The sequence below is a fragment of the Bradyrhizobium sp. SZCCHNR1053 genome (assembly GCF_032381235.1).
Lineage (GTDB): Bacteria > Pseudomonadota > Alphaproteobacteria > Rhizobiales > Xanthobacteraceae > Bradyrhizobium.
This window is the reverse complement of the sequence record NZ_JAUHJM010000002.1, coordinates 788,780-803,605: the sequence shown is the minus strand read 5'-3', so window position 1 is coordinate 803,605 and position 14,826 is coordinate 788,780. Positions and strand designations below refer to the sequence as shown.

Sequence of the window (14,826 nt, the reverse complement as noted above, 5' to 3'; positions counted from 1 at the left end):
GCAATCATTGGCTGAAGTTGACATGGAGATCGTCATCGATCTCGGTCCTTCGACTCTCGCTGGTCGCCATTGCGCGACAGTCTTCGCGAGATGAGCCCAATGTGCGCAGCGCAACATTGATTTGCCGCTTGGTATTATCGTGCCGAGCTGATATTTTCTCAACGCAATCTTAAGTTTCGTGGGCGGTTGAATCGCACAGGCGGCAGTGCGTCTTGCCGCAGCCATGAAAAGAGTATCGTGTAGGTTGGCTATTGGTTAGCGCATGAGGGATAGCGGTGTTCCGCTTATAGGAAGGGACCAGGAGTCGAACCGGCTTCGCGGGCTTCTCCCGGACAAGAATGGACGCGCTGTTGGTGCGGTCCTAGTAGGAGAGGCTGGAATTGGCAAGAGCCGTCTGGTCGAGGCACTGGCCCAAACTGCGAAGCAGCGCGGCTTCTGTGTGGCGAGGGGGGCCGCCTACGAGATGGCCGAACCTCTGCCATATGGATTGTTTGCCGACACGTTCTCCCAATGGGCTCGCGAGCAGCCGACACTCCTCAACCATGCTCGCAATGACATGATTCGGCCGCTGTCTCGCGTGGTGCCGGCGTTCGCGGCCGCTGCGGATCTTCCTGCTCTCAAAGGACTCTCCGGACCGGACGAGCGGTTTCGACTGTTCGAATCCGCGGTTCATCTGCTTCATGCGGTTGCAGTCGAGTCTCCACTACTGCTCGTGCTCGAGGACCTGCACTGGGCCGATCGCGAATCCTGGTCGATGTTGCTGCATTGCTTACGCTCGACGCGATCTCTGCCGCTGCTGACCGTCATCACTCTCCGTCCCGACGAGACCGGCGGCGAGCCTCTGGAACTCAATGCGCTGATGCGCGAGAGCGAGCTTCATCGGATCGCGGTTCGCTCGCTCGAGCCGGCGGACACGATGCGCATGCTGGAGTCATTGGCAGACGAGCGGCTGCCTGCATCGCTTGCCACGGCAATTCACCGTGAGACTGGCGGCAATCCGTTCTATGTGCGCCAGCTCTTCAACCACCTTGTCGAAGAGGGAAAGCTTGCTGGGCGCCAGGGCCAATGGCCCGCCGATCTCGTGAACAACGGTATCGGCATCCCGGCCGGACTGCGTCCGTTGCTGTCGCGACGGTTCGCGCGGCTCTCGGGGCCGACCTTGGGAATGCTGCGGATCGCTGCGATATTTCCCGAAGGGTTCGATCTCGGCCGATTGCAGCTTCTGATATCGGATTCCGAAGAGACGATTCTGGACCATATCGACGAGGCGATGAGGGCTGGGGTCCTCGTCGTTCGCGGTGATGGCTACGTCTTTGCGCATGCGTTGTTGCGGCGCGCCTTGTACGACGAGCTGAACCCCGATCGGAGAGCGATTTTGCATCGACGCGCGGCGACGCGTCTCGCTGAGCTCGATGCCGATCCTGGAGAGATTGCGCATCAGTATCACGCTTCGCAGCGCATCCCGGGTGCTGAAATCGGCGAGGTCTTCGCATTGAACGCAGCCGTGCGCGCGAGAGCGAACTATATCAGCGAGCACGAAGCAGTATTCCTTCGGATCGCTTGCGATCTCGCAGGCGATGCTGTCTCGGACGAGATGCTCCGTGATCTCGCGCTTGCGCAGGCTGCATCACTCGACGTCGAAGCCGCCGATGCGACGACGCGCTTTCTGTTCAGCCGATGCTGGGAGCGGCGGCCATCATGGACCATGAATTTCCTGGTGGCGATTGTCCGCAGGCTGCGGGACGCCGGCGCTCCCGCTGAGATGTGGCAGCCTCTGGTGGAGCGCGGACTGGAAGCCTGCGATGATCGCCGAGATTTGCACTGGGCCCGATTGGAGGTGCTCCGACAGGACTGGCGGTGCCGATGGAATGACGGGACGTTTGAGGCGATCTACCACGCGCCGGATCCGCGTGCGCTCGATCTCGTTCGTCAGCTTGGAGACGAAGAGGATCGTGCCTCGGCGCTCGACCTGTATGCTCCGCGATCCATCGAACAGACAGAGCAGGTGCAACGTTGGGCCGCCGAATGGCAGAATCCGGCGGCCATCATCCGGGCTCGAGAGGTCGTGACCCATGATTGGATCTATCGGCATGGGCAACTCGCCATGGGGGTCGAAACTGCGCACGACCTGTTGCGGGATGCCAAGTGTTTCGGGTCGCTTCCTGGTCGGATCGAGGCTTTAACCTCTCTCGCGATTGCCGAGGCGAGCCTGGGTCATTTGGCAAGCTCAGACGCGGCGCTGCGCGACGCGCGTGCGCTGGCTGTCCGATTGGGACCGTGGCACCGCTTGCATCTTGCCCTGGAGCTTTCCGCGGTCGCATGGCGTGCCTATTTGTATGGTGGCGACTGGCCGGCGATTGGCCGAGTCGCTTCGCGTGCGCTGCAGATCGTCAAGGATCATCCGGTGCGCCTTGGACAAATCGTGCTTGGCTTCGCCGCTCTGACTGAAGCATTCTTGCCTGGCGAAAACGAATATGACGTTCGCATTGAGGCGCTGCTCCGATCCTTGGAGAACACGAATTCCGACAGACAGCTGTCGGATGATGCCCTTGGGCTCGGAGTCTGTGCCGCTTGGCAGCGTGAGGACGTCAAACGTGCGCGCCGGTTCGAAGCGTTGGTCCGCGCTCCAAAACACGGGAACACGATCGGTGCAGCCGGTGAATGCCGTGAATTCATCCTCGGACGCCTCGCGGCCCTTCAGGATCACACGGTTGCGGCACGCACACACTTCGCAAAGGCCCGCGGCGACCTTGACCGGGCAGGCCAAGTCTGCCTCCGAGCGCTCGTCGATCTTGATGAGGCGACCGTTGCGGGAACCTCAGGGGATAAGCCGTCATCGCGTGCGCTGCTGCAGCGGGGACGCGAGCAGTTCGTAGCACTCGGCATGCGAAGCTGGCAGGATCGCGTCGATCGAGCACGGATAGAGGGAGTCGAGGCGGAGTCGCGCAACTTATACGCGCGAGGTCCTGATGATCTCTCCCCACGAGAAATGGAGATCCTCAGCAAGCTCGCTGCCGGCAGCCGCTCCAAGGCCATTGCCGCGGAACTACGCCTCAGTGTGCCGACCGTCAATCGGCACATTGCGAACATATATATGAAGATCGGCGTGAGCTCGCGCGCCGCAGCAACCGCTTACGCGATGAGACACCGTCTCAGCATGCTCCAGTGAAGCAGTACACATCGATTGCATAGTTTTTATGATGGTGACGGCTGCAATGAGTGCGTAAGCTTACGGTGTATAAAAAAATGAAAGTCATGGGTGGACAACGAGTAGCAGGGCAAGGAGTCGACGTCGGGCGTCGTCGAATCCCTTCGTGCGTGCTCGTCGGCGCTGTCGGAGCATTCCGGGGACGAGTCAGACGCCTCTCGGGAGCTACGTCTGCGGCCGGCAAGTTGCGTCCGCCTAGGGTGGTTCAAGGGGACGTGGCATGCGTGATACAGACGGGGATATCAGCAAGGTAGACACCGCTTACACTAAGCTCAAGGACCTCGTCATCCATTATGATCTGGTCCCTGACGGCAAGGTCCGGGTGCTTCCGGGAGAGCATCTGCATATTGACGATCTGGCGGATCGCGTCAATGCGAGCGCCACGCCTGTACGCCAAGCGCTGGAGCGCCTACAAGGCGAGGGGCTGATCGACAGCATCGCGAAGCGAGGCTTCTTCTCCAAGGTTCCGAACGCGTCCGAGCTGCAGGATCTGTATGAATTTGCCCGGCTGGTTCTTGAGCACAATATTACGAGGCCACTCGATCCGTCCTCGGTTGCGCGTCTCGGCCGGGGTTTGATGAAAGTGGAAGCCGTTGCAGTGGGCCACTCGGCAACGAAGTGCGTCAAGCATCATGCGATGACCATCGAAAGCGTCTTCGAGCAGATCACGCAGCTGTCGCGAAACGGGCAGATGCTGAGAATGATGCGGAACTTCAATGATCGCAGCCGGTATGTCCGATGCCTCTCGATCTTGCAAAGCCCGGATCACGGCGCGCAGGTACGAGAATGTCTCGAGCTGATCGAATTGCTCCGCGATCAAGATCCGAAAGGTGCAAGCGCTAAATTGGAAACGCACATGTGTCGGATGATCGTCGATCTGCCCGAGCTCATCAGGGACGCTAGGTCACGCTGGACGATGGCCGCGGCCATATAGATCTCGTTTGACGTTTGATTGTAATGCCCATGGGTACATCGACCTTCGACCTGTGAGAGGGTCCAAGACCCCGGTTGCGAGTGAAGCTCTGGATCCGGCATGCGCGGGGAGAATTCGCGGGGCGACCGAAGCCAAAATCAGGCCCATCATTTGAGCCCTGGCGTGAGCGAGAGGGTGGCGATGTCGGCGTGGTTTTCGAGCCGACTAGGCTTGCCGGGTGGGCTCTCAAGGGCTTGGCCGGCTATCGCCGCAATTGCTGTCCTGGCGATCGTGGGAGTCGCGCTGCTGTCCTATCGATTGGCCCTGAGCGCTGGCCTCGCGCAGATGAGCCGCGACTCCGACGATCGGCTTACGTTGATCGCCAGCACGTTCGATGCAACCGTTGCCCGCTTCCGATATCTGCCCACGGTTCTTTCACTCGCCGATCCGGTGCGCCGGCTGTTCCGGACACCGGGCGATGGGGCAGTTGTCGAAGCTGCCAACCGTTATCTTAAGTCGCTAAATCAGGCCGCGGGATCGGCCGAGCTCTACGTGCTGGACACGGCCGGGGTGACGCTGGCAGCAAGCAATTATGATGGAGCAAAGAGCTTCGTCGGGCATGCGTACGACTTTCGCCCCTATTTCCAAAGCGCAATCCGTGACGGGGAAGGGCAGCTCTATGCCGTTGGGGTGACGACCGGCTTGCCTGGTTACTTCTTGTCGCAACGGATCACCGAAGGCGAGCTTACGATCGGGGTCGCCGTCGTGAAGATCGATTTGACGCCGCTGGAAGCCGATTGGGTCAGGGCCGGTGATCTGGTGGCCATGGAAGATGAAGAAGGCGTGCTCATCCTGGCCAGCCGCGCGCAGTGGAAATATCATCCGTTGCGAAGGCTACCCTCGACCGCGGTCGCGCGTCTGAACGCGTCCCGGCAGTTCGGCGACACGATCGAGAATGCTCCGATCCTCGGTTCGTCGGCCGAATCGGGCGAGGTATCGGTCGAACTGGGCGACGACGATGGCGTCCACGAATATGCGCTGCGTGCGCGGCCTCTGCCGGCGCATGGATGGCAGCTGCTCATTTTTTCGGACATCGGGGAGGCTCGTCGGCATGCAATGACCATCGCGGTCACGGCCGGTTTTGCCGTTCTCACGGTACAGCTGCTTGGGCTTGTCGCTCATCAATGGCGGCAATCGATGAAAGCCAAGGGCGAAGCTAACGAGCTGCTCGAACGAAGTGTTGCGGAGCGCACGATGGAGCTGCGCGAAGCCAATCGTCAACTGACAAGTGAAGTCCTGGAACGGACGCGCACCGAGCAGGAATTGCGACAAACCCACGAGAGCCTGGTGCAGAGTGCGAAGCTTGCCAGTCTTGGACAAGCCCTGGCAGGGGTGGCGCATGAAATCAACCAGCCACTCGCGGCGCTCACCACTTACATCGCAAGCAGCCGAGTCTTGTTGCAACGCAACGAGATCGAACGAACGGCCTTGAACCTCGACCTGATGTCATCCATAGCCGAGCGAATGATGGCATTGATCGGTCACTTGCGCATGTTTGCCCGCAAGGAGACCGGTGCAACCAGCAGAGTCGATGTCGGTGTGACACTCGGCAATGCGATGCGGCTCCTGCAGTACCGGATCAGAAATGAAGGTATCGAGGTTGTCTTGGACTTGCCCGCGGAGCCGGCTCACGTTGAGGCGAATCCGATCCGTCTCGAGCAGGTCTTCGTCAACCTGCTCTCCAACGCGGTCCAGTCGATGCGCGACCGCCCGCGCCGAGTTCTCAGCGGTTGCATCCGGCGTGCGGAGAGCACGGTTACGATCGAGGTCGCAGACACCGGGAGCGGAATCTCCGCGGATCACATGAAATCGCTGTTCGATCCGTTCTTCACCACCAAGGAAATCGGCGAAGGGCTCGGCCTCGGCCTTTCAATCAGCTATGGGATCGTGAGGGAGCTCGGAGGCACGATTTCGGTTGAGAGTGAACTGCAAATCGGAAGCCGGTTTCGGGTGACCTTGCCGACGCCGCCCAAGCCGGCCTAGACTTATCGGGGTGTGTGGATGAGCAAATCGATTCTTGTCGTTGACGACGAGGAGATCGTTCGCAGCTCGATCAGACAATGGCTGGAGCTGGGCGGCTTCGAAGCGCGCACAGCCCGAAATGCTGGCGAGGCGCTGTCGATGCTTCAGGCCGAGCTGCCTGACGTAGTACTGACCGACTTCCGGATGCCGCATCGATCCGGCATCGAACTCATGCGCGACGTGCAGCGAATCGATCCCGACATTCCGGTCGTCCTGCTCACTGCTCACGGCGACGTTGCACTCGCGGTTGCGGCCATGCGCGAGGGCGTCTACGATTTTTTGCAGAAGCCTGCCAACCCAGACCATATGTCTGCCGTGCTAGCGCGGGCGGCAGAACAATCAGGATTGAAGCGTCAACTCAGGCAACTCACCAGCCGGCTCGGCGCCGAAGGTGAGCTGGAGCGACGTCTCCTGGGGACATCGCCCGCGATGGCGGGGCTGCGAAAGTCCGTTGGCGAGCTCGCCGAGCACGACCGGGATGTGATCCTCTTCGGCGAGAGCGGCACGGGAAAGGAGGTCGTCGCTCGCGCACTGCATGACCTCGGTCCGCGGGCACGAGCTCCATTCGTTGCGGTAAATTGCGCGGCTATACCCGCCGAGCTGTTCGAGAGCGAGCTGCTGGGTCACGAGGCAGGCGCGTTCACTGGTGCACGCGGGGCTCGCATCGGGAAGTTCGAACACGCCAGCGGCGGAACTCTCGTGCTCGATGAAATTGAAAGCATGCCACACGCGTTCCAGGTCAAGATCCTACGCGTTCTGCAGGAGCGCGTGGTCGAGCGGGTGGGATCGAACCGGCTGATCCCGGTCGACGTCCGTGTGATCGCGGCCGCGAAAGCCGATCTCGCCGCGGACAGCCGCAGCGGCCGCTTTCGGGCCGATCTCTACTTCCGCCTGGCAGCGGCTGAGATCCGCCTCCCGCCGTTGCGCGAACGGGGCAACGACGTGCTGCTGCTATTCCAGCATTTTGCCGGGGAAGCTGCCCGGCGCAGCGGCCGTGACCTGACGCCACTCGGAGCCGAGGATTTCGATGCACTGCTGACCCATGACTGGCCTGGCAATGTTCGAGAATTGAAGAACGTTGCTGAACGTTACGCGCTCGGCTTGGCCGCAACGGGTCGCCGCGTCGCGGAAATTCTGCGGCGAGCCGAGGGAGCGGGCGCAAGGCGCTCGCTCTCTGAGCGTGTCGCAGCTTATGAGCGCATGCTGATCGAGGCGTCTTTGCTGGAGCACAACTGGTCAGTTGCAGCGGTTATGGAAAGTCTCGGCGTGCCACGGCGGACGCTCAACGAAAAAATGGCAAGGTACGGCTTGCTGCGACCCAGCCGAACCTCCTGCTAGGCACGAGGCGGATTCCCGCTCACGCGCCGACGCGGATCGGCGGAATTCCGCTTAGCGCGGCGAGCCCGTTTCACGCGAGGCGCATGCAACCATCTGAAATGGCTTTGTTTGGCGGCGCGATCGGCGGCCGCCGCCGGCTGGCACGCGGGTTGCTCAGGCATGAGCACGATTGGCCTTAGAGCCTAAGAAAACGTGCACTCGGAGGACGCCATGAAGTTTGAGCGAGCTATCAGCCCCACCCTCGTTGCGGCCGCCGATGAAGCACGCCGTGACGGCCTTGGGATGGGTAGCCGCTTGCGCGCGATCTTCGTCGGCTCGATCGGAAATCTGGTGGAATGGTATGACTTCTACGCCTATGCCGCGTTTGCGTTGTATTTCGCCAAATCGTTTTTTCCTGAGGGCGACGAGGTCGTGCAGCAGTTGAACGCCGCGCTGCTGTTTGCCGCCGGCTTTCTTGTCCGCCCACTCGGAGGCTGGCTATTCGGCCATTTTGCAGATCATCATGGCCGCCGTAATGCCTTGACCTTGTCGGTCTTGATGATGTGCTTCGGCTCGCTGATCATCGCCGTGACGCCCACCTATGCGTCGATCGGCTTTGCGGCGCCGGTCCTGCTTGGTTTCGCGCGAATCGTGCAGGGAATCAGCCTTGGCGGTGAATATGGCGCCAGCGCAACTTACCTGAGCGAGGTCGCGGACGAAAAGAACCGCGGATTCTATTCCAGCTTCCAATATGTGACGTTGATTGGCGGCCAGCTCTGCGCGATCGTCGTTCTGCTGGTCCTGCAGAAGGTGCTTCTGACGGAGGAGCAGCTTCGTGGATGGGGCTGGCGTATTCCGTTCGTCATCGGCGCGCTGCTGGCCGTCGTGGCCGCCGTCATGCGCCGCAACCTGCACGAAACGGATGTATTCACCCGCGCGAAGTCGGCAAGACAGGGAAGTTCGCTGCGCGCGCTGGGTCAGTTCCGACGTGAAGTCTTGCTTGTTGTTGGACTAACAATGGGGGGGACTGCGGCCTTCTACACCTATACCACCTACATGCAGAAATACCTGAAGCTCTCCGTCAAGCTGACCGATGATCAAACGACCATGGTCACGGCCTGTAGCCTGATCTTCGCAATGGTGCTGCAGCCGCTCTATGGCGCCCTTTCCGATCGCATCGGACGCAAATGGCTGTTGATCGGGTTCGGACTGGGCGGAACTCTGTTTACGATTCCGCTTCTGAACTCGCTGCAGGGAGTCCACGACCCGTTCACCGCATTCCTCCTGATCGCGGCGGCGTGGTTGATCGTATCCGGCTATACCTCGATCAATGCGGTGGTCAAGGCCGAACTGTTCCCAACTGCAATTCGAGCAACGGGCGTAGCGCTGCCATATGCATTGACCGTTTCGATCTTCGGCGGCACGGCAGAGTCGATCGCGCTTTGGTTCAAGTCGATCGGTCACGAAAGCTGGTTCTATTTCTACCTCACCGGCTGCATTGCGACCTCTCTTGTCGTCTATCTCACCATGCGCGACACCCGGCGGCACTCGGCGATCGATCGTGAGCAGAAAGCGCGATGAGCGACGCGTCGCATGAGCGCGCGACGCGCCGCGCAGCCTTCGGCTCAAGCCCGCCGGATCAGCAATCCTCGCGCAGCAGGTATCGATATGGACAGCGAATTCAATCGAGTCGATGTTGCCTACGCCCGAATCAAGGAATTGGTCACACATTACGAGTTGACGTCGGAGTCGAAGATCATTTTGCCAGGCGAGCACCTGCGCATCGAACAGCTTGCTGACTATGTCAGGGCGAGCGCGACACCGGTGAGACAAGCTCTCGAGCGTCTTCATGGCGAGGGGCTGATTGATATCGTTCCGAAGCGAGGCTTCTTCTCGAGGGTCCCGGACGCAGCGGAGCTGCAGGACCTCTATGAGTTTGCTCGGCTGGTGCTCGCGCATAATCTCAGGAAGGCTTTGGAGCCATCGTCGGCCGTACGCTTTGGCCGAAGCGCGATGAGAATGGCGGCGCTTCCGCCCGCGAATTCGGCAAGGAATCGCGCCAAGCATTATGCTGCCGCTATCGAGGGGGTGTTCGAGCAGATCGCGCAGATATCGAGGAACGAGGAGATGCTGCGAATGATAAAAAACTTCAACGACCGCAGCCGGTATATTCGATGCCTCGTCATCTCCCGAGACGCCGATCCGGACTCCGAGCTCCGTGACTGTCTTGATATCGCGGACGGCGTCCGCAGCCAGAACGCCGCGCGCGCGTGCGCACGCCTGGAAGCCCACATGCACCGAACGATTGCAAATTTGCCAGAATTGATACGGGAAGCCAGATCGCGCTGGGCCATTGCCGCCGCTGCAGGCTGAACCATCCCACCTAATGGTCTCGCACTCACGGCGCCCGCGAAGTTCGATGGTCAATCGTTGCCATCGATCGAGCTGGTGGGTCGTTTGCGTTCGTGTGGACTGGCAAACTAGTCTTTAGCTGCAGTCTCGTGCCGACCTAACTCGACGTTTGCGGATGTGTGCAGCCGACCGCAAGGAGCCACTCCTGATAGTTGCGCTCGAACCGTTCACGGTCGGCGAGCAGCGGCCGCGGTTTTCCGCGAGCAAGGTAAGCCCCCGGCGACGGCCGCCTTGCGTCGGAGCTGACGCTTGTTGAAGCCATAGGACTAGTCCTGGAGCCAGTCCTATGGCTAAAGCGGAAGTGGAAGTGATCACGTCGGAGCGGCGACGGCGGCATTGGTCGCGCGCCGATAAGGAGCGTGTCGTTGCTGCAGCGTTAGAACCGGGAGCGACGATCCTGGGGGTGGCGCGAGCGTTCGGGGTGCATTCCAGCCAGGTGTTTCGCCGGCGCCAGCAGCTATGCGGCAAGGAGGCTGCCGCGCCGGGTTTCGCCGCCTTGACGATCGCAGCCGATCCTCACGCGGCGGCAGCTCCAACGCAGGGGCTGATCGAAGTCGAGCTCGGGGCGGAGGCCAAGATCCGGATCAGCGGCGCGGCGGATGTCGCGACGGTGACCGCGGTGATCGCGGCGCTCCAGGCGGGTTCCCGATGACGATCCCGATCCCCTCCGGCACCCAGGTCTGGCTTGCGACCGACCATGCCGACATGCGCAAGGGCTTCGACGGTCTGGCGCTCAGTGAAAGGTGATCCAGCATGTACGGGAGAAGTTCTCCTGCCGCGCCTGCGAGGCGATCACGCAGCCGCTGGCGCTGTTCCATCCGATCTCGCGCGGACGCGCGGGACCGCGCCTGTTGGCGCACATCCTGTTCGCCAAATACGGGCTGCACGGCTGCGCGCAAGCCGGGCCCGATCATCGAGGTCGGCTGCTGGGCGCATGCACGGCGCAAGTTCTTTGAGATCGCACGGCTGAAGAAGGCGCCGATCGCGATCGAAGCGATCGCGAAGATCGACGCGCTGTTTGCGATCGAACGCGAGATCAACGGTCTACCGGCCCACGAACGCAAAGCCGTGCGCGACGCACGCAGCCGCCCACTCGTCGACGAGCTCCACGGCTTCCTGCGCGAACGCCGTACCAAGCTGTCCGGCAAGAGCGAGACCGCAAAAGCAATCGACTACAGCCTCAAGCGCTGGGAGGTGTTCACAATGCGGCCGAGCGCGAGCTGCGCGCCGTGGCCCTCGGCCGCAAGAATTGGACCTTCGCCGGCTCCGACGAAGGCGGCCGCCGCGCTGCCGCCATCTACACGCTGATCCAGACCGCCAAGCTCAACAACGTCGACCCGCAGGCTTGGCTCGCCGACGTCCTCGCCAAGCTACCCGATCATCCGGCCAGCAAGCTCGCCGATCTGCTTCCCTGGAGCTGGCAGGCCGCCCAGACATCGGCCGCCGCCTGATCGAGCCGCTCCAGACCGTCCAGAGCAGTCGCTCGGCCCGTGGCCTTCACCGGACGCCTACGCAATTCAAGCACATCACTTGGTTTCTGACGACCAAATCCAATCGGGGCGAAGGCGCCTTTGGCGCTGAACGCAAAATACGGTCAGTAGCTGCGGGGGATGTGTCGCGGGCTCTTCCCGACTTCCGAGAGGGCTATTGATTGAGTGGCGCACCACGGCCGACGAAGATGGGCACTATTGCTTCGCCGTGACGCTATGATGCTGCGGCCGATCGCGCGCCAGAACCCGAGAATATGCGACGGCCTGCGAGCCCACGCTACGTCTGATGAGCGGCCGTCTCCTGGGCGTCTCGCGTGATAACAAGTTGAGGCAGCTCATTTCAGATTTTTGTTGCAGGCAGTGTAGTACCCCCCGCCAGCCTCAACCCACTTCATGCCTCCGTTACTGTTGGTCGCCTTGTTGGCGATGTACTGCTCCAAGCAAGTGTGCATACGGGCCTGACCGGGGTCCTCCGACGCGTATTTCGGCGAAGTCGCCCTCGGCAGCACGAGAGGCGCAGCCGTCGGGACTGCGGCTGCTGAGGGCGAAAGAGCCGGGACCGGTTTGGGCTGCGCCGTAGCTTTGGGGAGCTTAGGCTCTGTCGGAGGCGCAGTTGCCAGTGCAGGGCTGGGTGTGGCGGGCGGCCTTGGAGGCAAGGTGCCATTCCCTGGAGCAAAATAGAAGGCGCCGTTTATTGGGGAGGTCGAGAACCACGGCTGTTGCGCTCCGCCCGTTGCCGCCTTTACGGCTAATCCAACCTCGTTTAGCGCATCGAAAATTCCGAGTCCCGGCTTGCGGATTGTTCGGGTGAGCGCGCCTGTGAAGGGACTATGTCCGTCGCTGCCATCCTGCGCAACGCTGCCCGGTTGAGTAGCAAATGAAATCAGCGTGCCTTCAGGGGCACGTATTTGCGCTAAGCCAGTCTCAAGCGCGCGTAGTCCGCGCCCGCCAAAGGGATTGTTACGGCAAGCATCAAGGAACACGATGTTCAGCCGAGTGCCCGCCCCTTCCATTTGCCTGAGCACTAAACCAACCTCTTCAAGCTCAAAATCAAGATCAGCTTCACGTACCGGATTTGCATTTACGGGAATGAGATAGTTTGCGCCGCGCACCTGCAAGCCGTGTCCAGCGTAGTAAAACAGTCCAACATCCGCTCCTTGAAGCTGCCGGCCGAAACTCCTCACCGCATTATCAAAGGCAGTTTTGTCTAAGTCGATTTGTGCCTCGCTCCCCACGATCGTGAAGCCGAGACTGCGCAACGTGTCGGCCATGAGGCGCGCGTCGCTGGCGGGATTATCTAGTCGCGGCACATTTTGGTAATTGGAATTGCCAACCACCAGCGCTACGCGCTTTTCGGCTAAAGCCGGCGAACTGAATGCTAGCCAGACCAAAACATTGAGGACGATCTGCCGGGTTAGCGACATGGTTGGATGTTGAAGTTGCATGACGTCCCCCCAGCCGATCGCTTCGTATATGGCGCTTAACGCGTTGTGCCCTCGACCATTACAGCGGCCAACCGTGCTGCTGTGCGATAGCCTTCCACATGTGGTAGGTTGAAGTCGCGATATCGGAAAACTCCAGATCCTGTCCCTGAGGCCCTTGAAGCATAACCCGCGCCGACCCGCCGAAAGGTCCCTGTCCGTATCCTCCTTCGCCCCAGCCTGTGCTTTGAACCCTAGTATTTGCGGCATGACTGGGTGATGATGGATGCGAGCCGGGCTGCTTAAGTTGCAGATGCTTTGCCGAATTGGCGATTCCTCTAATTAACTCGAAGTCTGGATACAAATCTCGGATAGCGTTAGCGAATGTTTTTTCGTCGCTGACTGACTGCGAGACGCCGTTCTTGTCCTTATAGGTAAATTTCGAGTCGATATATGGCTTATGCGCGATGTAGGCCCAATCGCACATGTGAATCAACATGATCGCGCAGTGAAACGCGCGCCGCAAGTCGTCGATCTTGGTGTTGAAATCGTTGTAGTCGGGCTCGACTACGTCACGCCAGAAAGCCTGGTAATCTTGGATGCTTGAAACGACCGTGGTCATCGAAAACTCGGTTTTTGCTCTCGCCGCTGGCCCTGCGACAATTTACAGCTCAGCTATCTTCTGCGCGATCTGCGAACACTTAGCCGCCGCCTTGTCCATTGCATCCTTGGCCTTGCTGAATGCCGCCAGCTTCTCGGGCGTGGTCGGTCGTCCCAACGCCCCGAGCGTATTCAACATCGCCTGCTTGGCGCTGTCGAGCTCTTCAAGTGCGACCTGGAATTGTTCGTGCAGTTCAGTCGAAAGCGATTTCGCAGTCATTGATATTGCCCCAGCAATTTGCGGGCTCACGCGTGCCGACGGGCAGCCGATAGACAGAAATGTTGCCACCGACTGGTCGCGACGTCGTCGCTCATTTGCGCCCCGCGCGACTCCCTGCAGCATGGCTTAGGCGGACGAGCGCCGCAAGAACCGACAGCTATAGTCTACGTAGAAACCGGCTTGGGAAGTTTCAAGAGATCAGCACGCGACGGCCGGAGTGTCGGGCAGATCGACTGGAAAATAAAGCCCGCATGCAGACTGTCTCCGGCCTTTGCCTGGTTTTCGTTCGATTGTGATCTAGCGAATATTCTCGGAGGACCGGCGAGGACGAGACCGCCGACCGTGGACGGCAAGAGAAAAGCGCGGCCTCCGGTCGCGCTGATTGTGGTTGTGGGAGTTGAGGTTAAGGGGGCGTCGCGTGAATCGGCCTGATGGCGCTTTTTACGAAATCCGAACTAAATCAGTCCTCCAAGCGCCAGCACGCTATTTTGTGCGCGTTTTCGGCTCAATGCGCGCCCTCCGCCAACGCCTCTCGACGGCGGCTTTGCCCGAGCGCCGCACTCGCATCCGTGACCTTGGACGGGGCACCCTCCGGCAGAGAAATTATTGGCCTGCTCATGACGAGTGGGCCGGACCGGTGCCGTCAGCTCAAGGCTCGCGCTGATCGCGCGCCCGGCTCCGCCGGCTGACGGCCTTGACCTGAAGTCGCCGGCCCGGCGAGGGTCGCTCACGCAGGTAAGGCAAGGTGGGAGCGAACTCGCTCCTGATGTGACCGAGATGGAGGCCGCGGCGCAGCGCGGCATCACTCCGGCCATTCTTTTGGCGCACCTGCCGGGCGACACTGCGGTTATGGCTCGCACTCGCAAATCCCGAACACGGAATATCACGGCACAGGACGCGCTTCCCGCCGATCTCTATGACTACGCGCGCCCGCCAGCCCGCCGCGTCGGTCGTCCGGCGCCGGAGGATGCGACCACCTGGATCGTCACGGATGAGTGGCCCGACGAGGTGCCGATAACCGAGGCCGAGATCGAGGTGTTCGAGGCCTGGTTCGGCGATCTGTTCGACGAATTGTTCTCGACCCGCCAATGACTCTGGAGAAC

The 14,826-nt window shown here is 60.8% G+C and carries 11 protein-coding genes and 1 pseudogene; 9 read left to right on the top strand and 3 right to left on the bottom strand.

Features of this window, described 5'->3' with window-relative positions:
• Positions 1 to 262: 262 nt before the first annotated feature.
• The 8 genes and pseudogenes from QX051_RS08565 to QX051_RS08530 form a co-directional block, all read left to right on the top strand.
• Positions 263 to 3,169 (top strand): helix-turn-helix transcriptional regulator, encoded by a 2,907-nt coding sequence (locus tag QX051_RS08565; protein ID WP_315775757.1) that lies wholly within the window; start codon positions 263 to 265, stop codon positions 3,167 to 3,169.
• Between the two features lie 259 nt (positions 3,170 to 3,428).
• The gene (locus QX051_RS08560) at positions 3,429 to 4,142 is read left to right on the top strand and encodes a GntR family transcriptional regulator (protein WP_315735411.1); all 714 of its coding nucleotides are present in this window, start codon (positions 3,429 to 3,431) and stop codon (positions 4,140 to 4,142) included.
• A gap of 162 nt (positions 4,143 to 4,304) precedes the next feature.
• Positions 4,305 to 6,164 (top strand): ATP-binding protein, encoded by a 1,860-nt coding sequence (locus QX051_RS08555; protein ID WP_315775756.1) that lies wholly within the window; start codon positions 4,305 to 4,307, stop codon positions 6,162 to 6,164.
• 18 nt (positions 6,165 to 6,182) lie between these two features.
• Positions 6,183 to 7,541, top strand: a complete 1,359-nt coding sequence (locus tag QX051_RS08550) for a sigma-54 dependent transcriptional regulator (RefSeq protein ID WP_315775755.1) — start codon at positions 6,183 to 6,185, stop codon at positions 7,539 to 7,541.
• 282 nt (positions 7,542 to 7,823) lie between these two features.
• Entirely contained in the window at positions 7,824 to 9,101 is a 1,278-nt protein-coding gene (locus QX051_RS08545; protein ID WP_315775865.1) for an MFS transporter, read from the top strand.
• Positions 9,102 to 9,113: 12 nt separating this feature from the next.
• Complete coding sequence (locus QX051_RS08540; protein ID WP_315735405.1) at positions 9,114 to 9,893, top strand: GntR family transcriptional regulator; 780 nt, start codon at positions 9,114 to 9,116, stop codon at positions 9,891 to 9,893.
• A 325-nt stretch (positions 9,894 to 10,218) separates the two neighbouring features.
• Entirely contained in the window at positions 10,219 to 10,584 is a 366-nt protein-coding gene (gene tnpA / locus QX051_RS08535) for an IS66-like element accessory protein TnpA (RefSeq protein WP_315775754.1), read from the top strand.
• Between the two features lie 242 nt (positions 10,585 to 10,826).
• Positions 10,827 to 11,383, top strand: a pseudogene (locus tag QX051_RS08530) (transposase); the annotation flags it as partial.
• A gap of 374 nt (positions 11,384 to 11,757) precedes the next feature.
• Here the strand turns inward: QX051_RS08530 and QX051_RS08525 are convergent.
• The 3 genes from QX051_RS08525 to QX051_RS08515 all read right to left on the bottom strand — a co-directional run bounded on the left by QX051_RS08525 (position 11,758) and on the right by QX051_RS08515 (position 13,723).
• Positions 11,758 to 12,846 carry a caspase domain-containing protein gene (locus tag QX051_RS08525; RefSeq protein ID WP_315775864.1) on the bottom strand — a complete coding sequence of 363 codons (1,089 nt, stop codon included), beginning with the start codon at positions 12,844 to 12,846 and terminating at the stop codon, positions 11,758 to 11,760.
• Between the two features lie 79 nt (positions 12,847 to 12,925).
• Positions 12,926 to 13,465 (bottom strand): hypothetical protein, encoded by a 540-nt coding sequence (locus QX051_RS08520; protein ID WP_315775753.1) that lies wholly within the window; start codon positions 13,463 to 13,465, stop codon positions 12,926 to 12,928.
• A gap of 42 nt (positions 13,466 to 13,507) precedes the next feature.
• Positions 13,508 to 13,723, bottom strand: a complete 216-nt coding sequence (locus QX051_RS08515) for a hypothetical protein (RefSeq protein WP_315775752.1) — start codon at positions 13,721 to 13,723, stop codon at positions 13,508 to 13,510.
• Between the two features lie 777 nt (positions 13,724 to 14,500).
• On the opposite strand from QX051_RS08515, the gene QX051_RS08510 reads away from it, so the two are divergent.
• A complete protein-coding gene (locus QX051_RS08510) occupies positions 14,501 to 14,815 on the top strand; it encodes a hypothetical protein (RefSeq protein WP_315775751.1) in 315 nt (104 codons plus the stop codon).
• Positions 14,816 to 14,826: the final 11 nt, after the last annotated feature.

Excerpts from the sequence above, each read along its gene's own strand:
- QX051_RS08565 (WP_315775757.1), top strand. The coding sequence starts at position 263 with ATGAGGGATAGCGGTGTTCCGCTTATAGGAAGGGACCAGGAGTCGAAC.
- QX051_RS08560 (WP_315735411.1), top strand. The coding sequence starts at position 3,429 with ATGCGTGATACAGACGGGGATATCAGCAAGGTAGACACCGCTTACACT.
- QX051_RS08550 (WP_315775755.1), top strand. The coding sequence starts at position 6,183 with ATGAGCAAATCGATTCTTGTCGTTGACGACGAGGAGATCGTTCGCAGC.
- QX051_RS08545 (WP_315775865.1), top strand. The coding sequence starts at position 7,824 with ATGGGTAGCCGCTTGCGCGCGATCTTCGTCGGCTCGATCGGAAATCTG.
- QX051_RS08540 (WP_315735405.1), top strand. The coding sequence starts at position 9,114 with ATGAGCGCGCGACGCGCCGCGCAGCCTTCGGCTCAAGCCCGCCGGATC.
- tnpA (WP_315775754.1), top strand. The coding sequence starts at position 10,219 with ATGGCTAAAGCGGAAGTGGAAGTGATCACGTCGGAGCGGCGACGGCGG.
- QX051_RS08525 (WP_315775864.1), bottom strand. The coding sequence starts at position 12,846 with ATGTCGCTAACCCGGCAGATCGTCCTCAATGTTTTGGTCTGGCTAGCA.
- QX051_RS08520 (WP_315775753.1), bottom strand. The coding sequence starts at position 13,465 with ATGACCACGGTCGTTTCAAGCATCCAAGATTACCAGGCTTTCTGGCGT.
- QX051_RS08515 (WP_315775752.1), bottom strand. The coding sequence starts at position 13,723 with ATGACTGCGAAATCGCTTTCGACTGAACTGCACGAACAATTCCAGGTC.
- QX051_RS08510 (WP_315775751.1), top strand. The coding sequence starts at position 14,501 with ATGGAGGCCGCGGCGCAGCGCGGCATCACTCCGGCCATTCTTTTGGCG.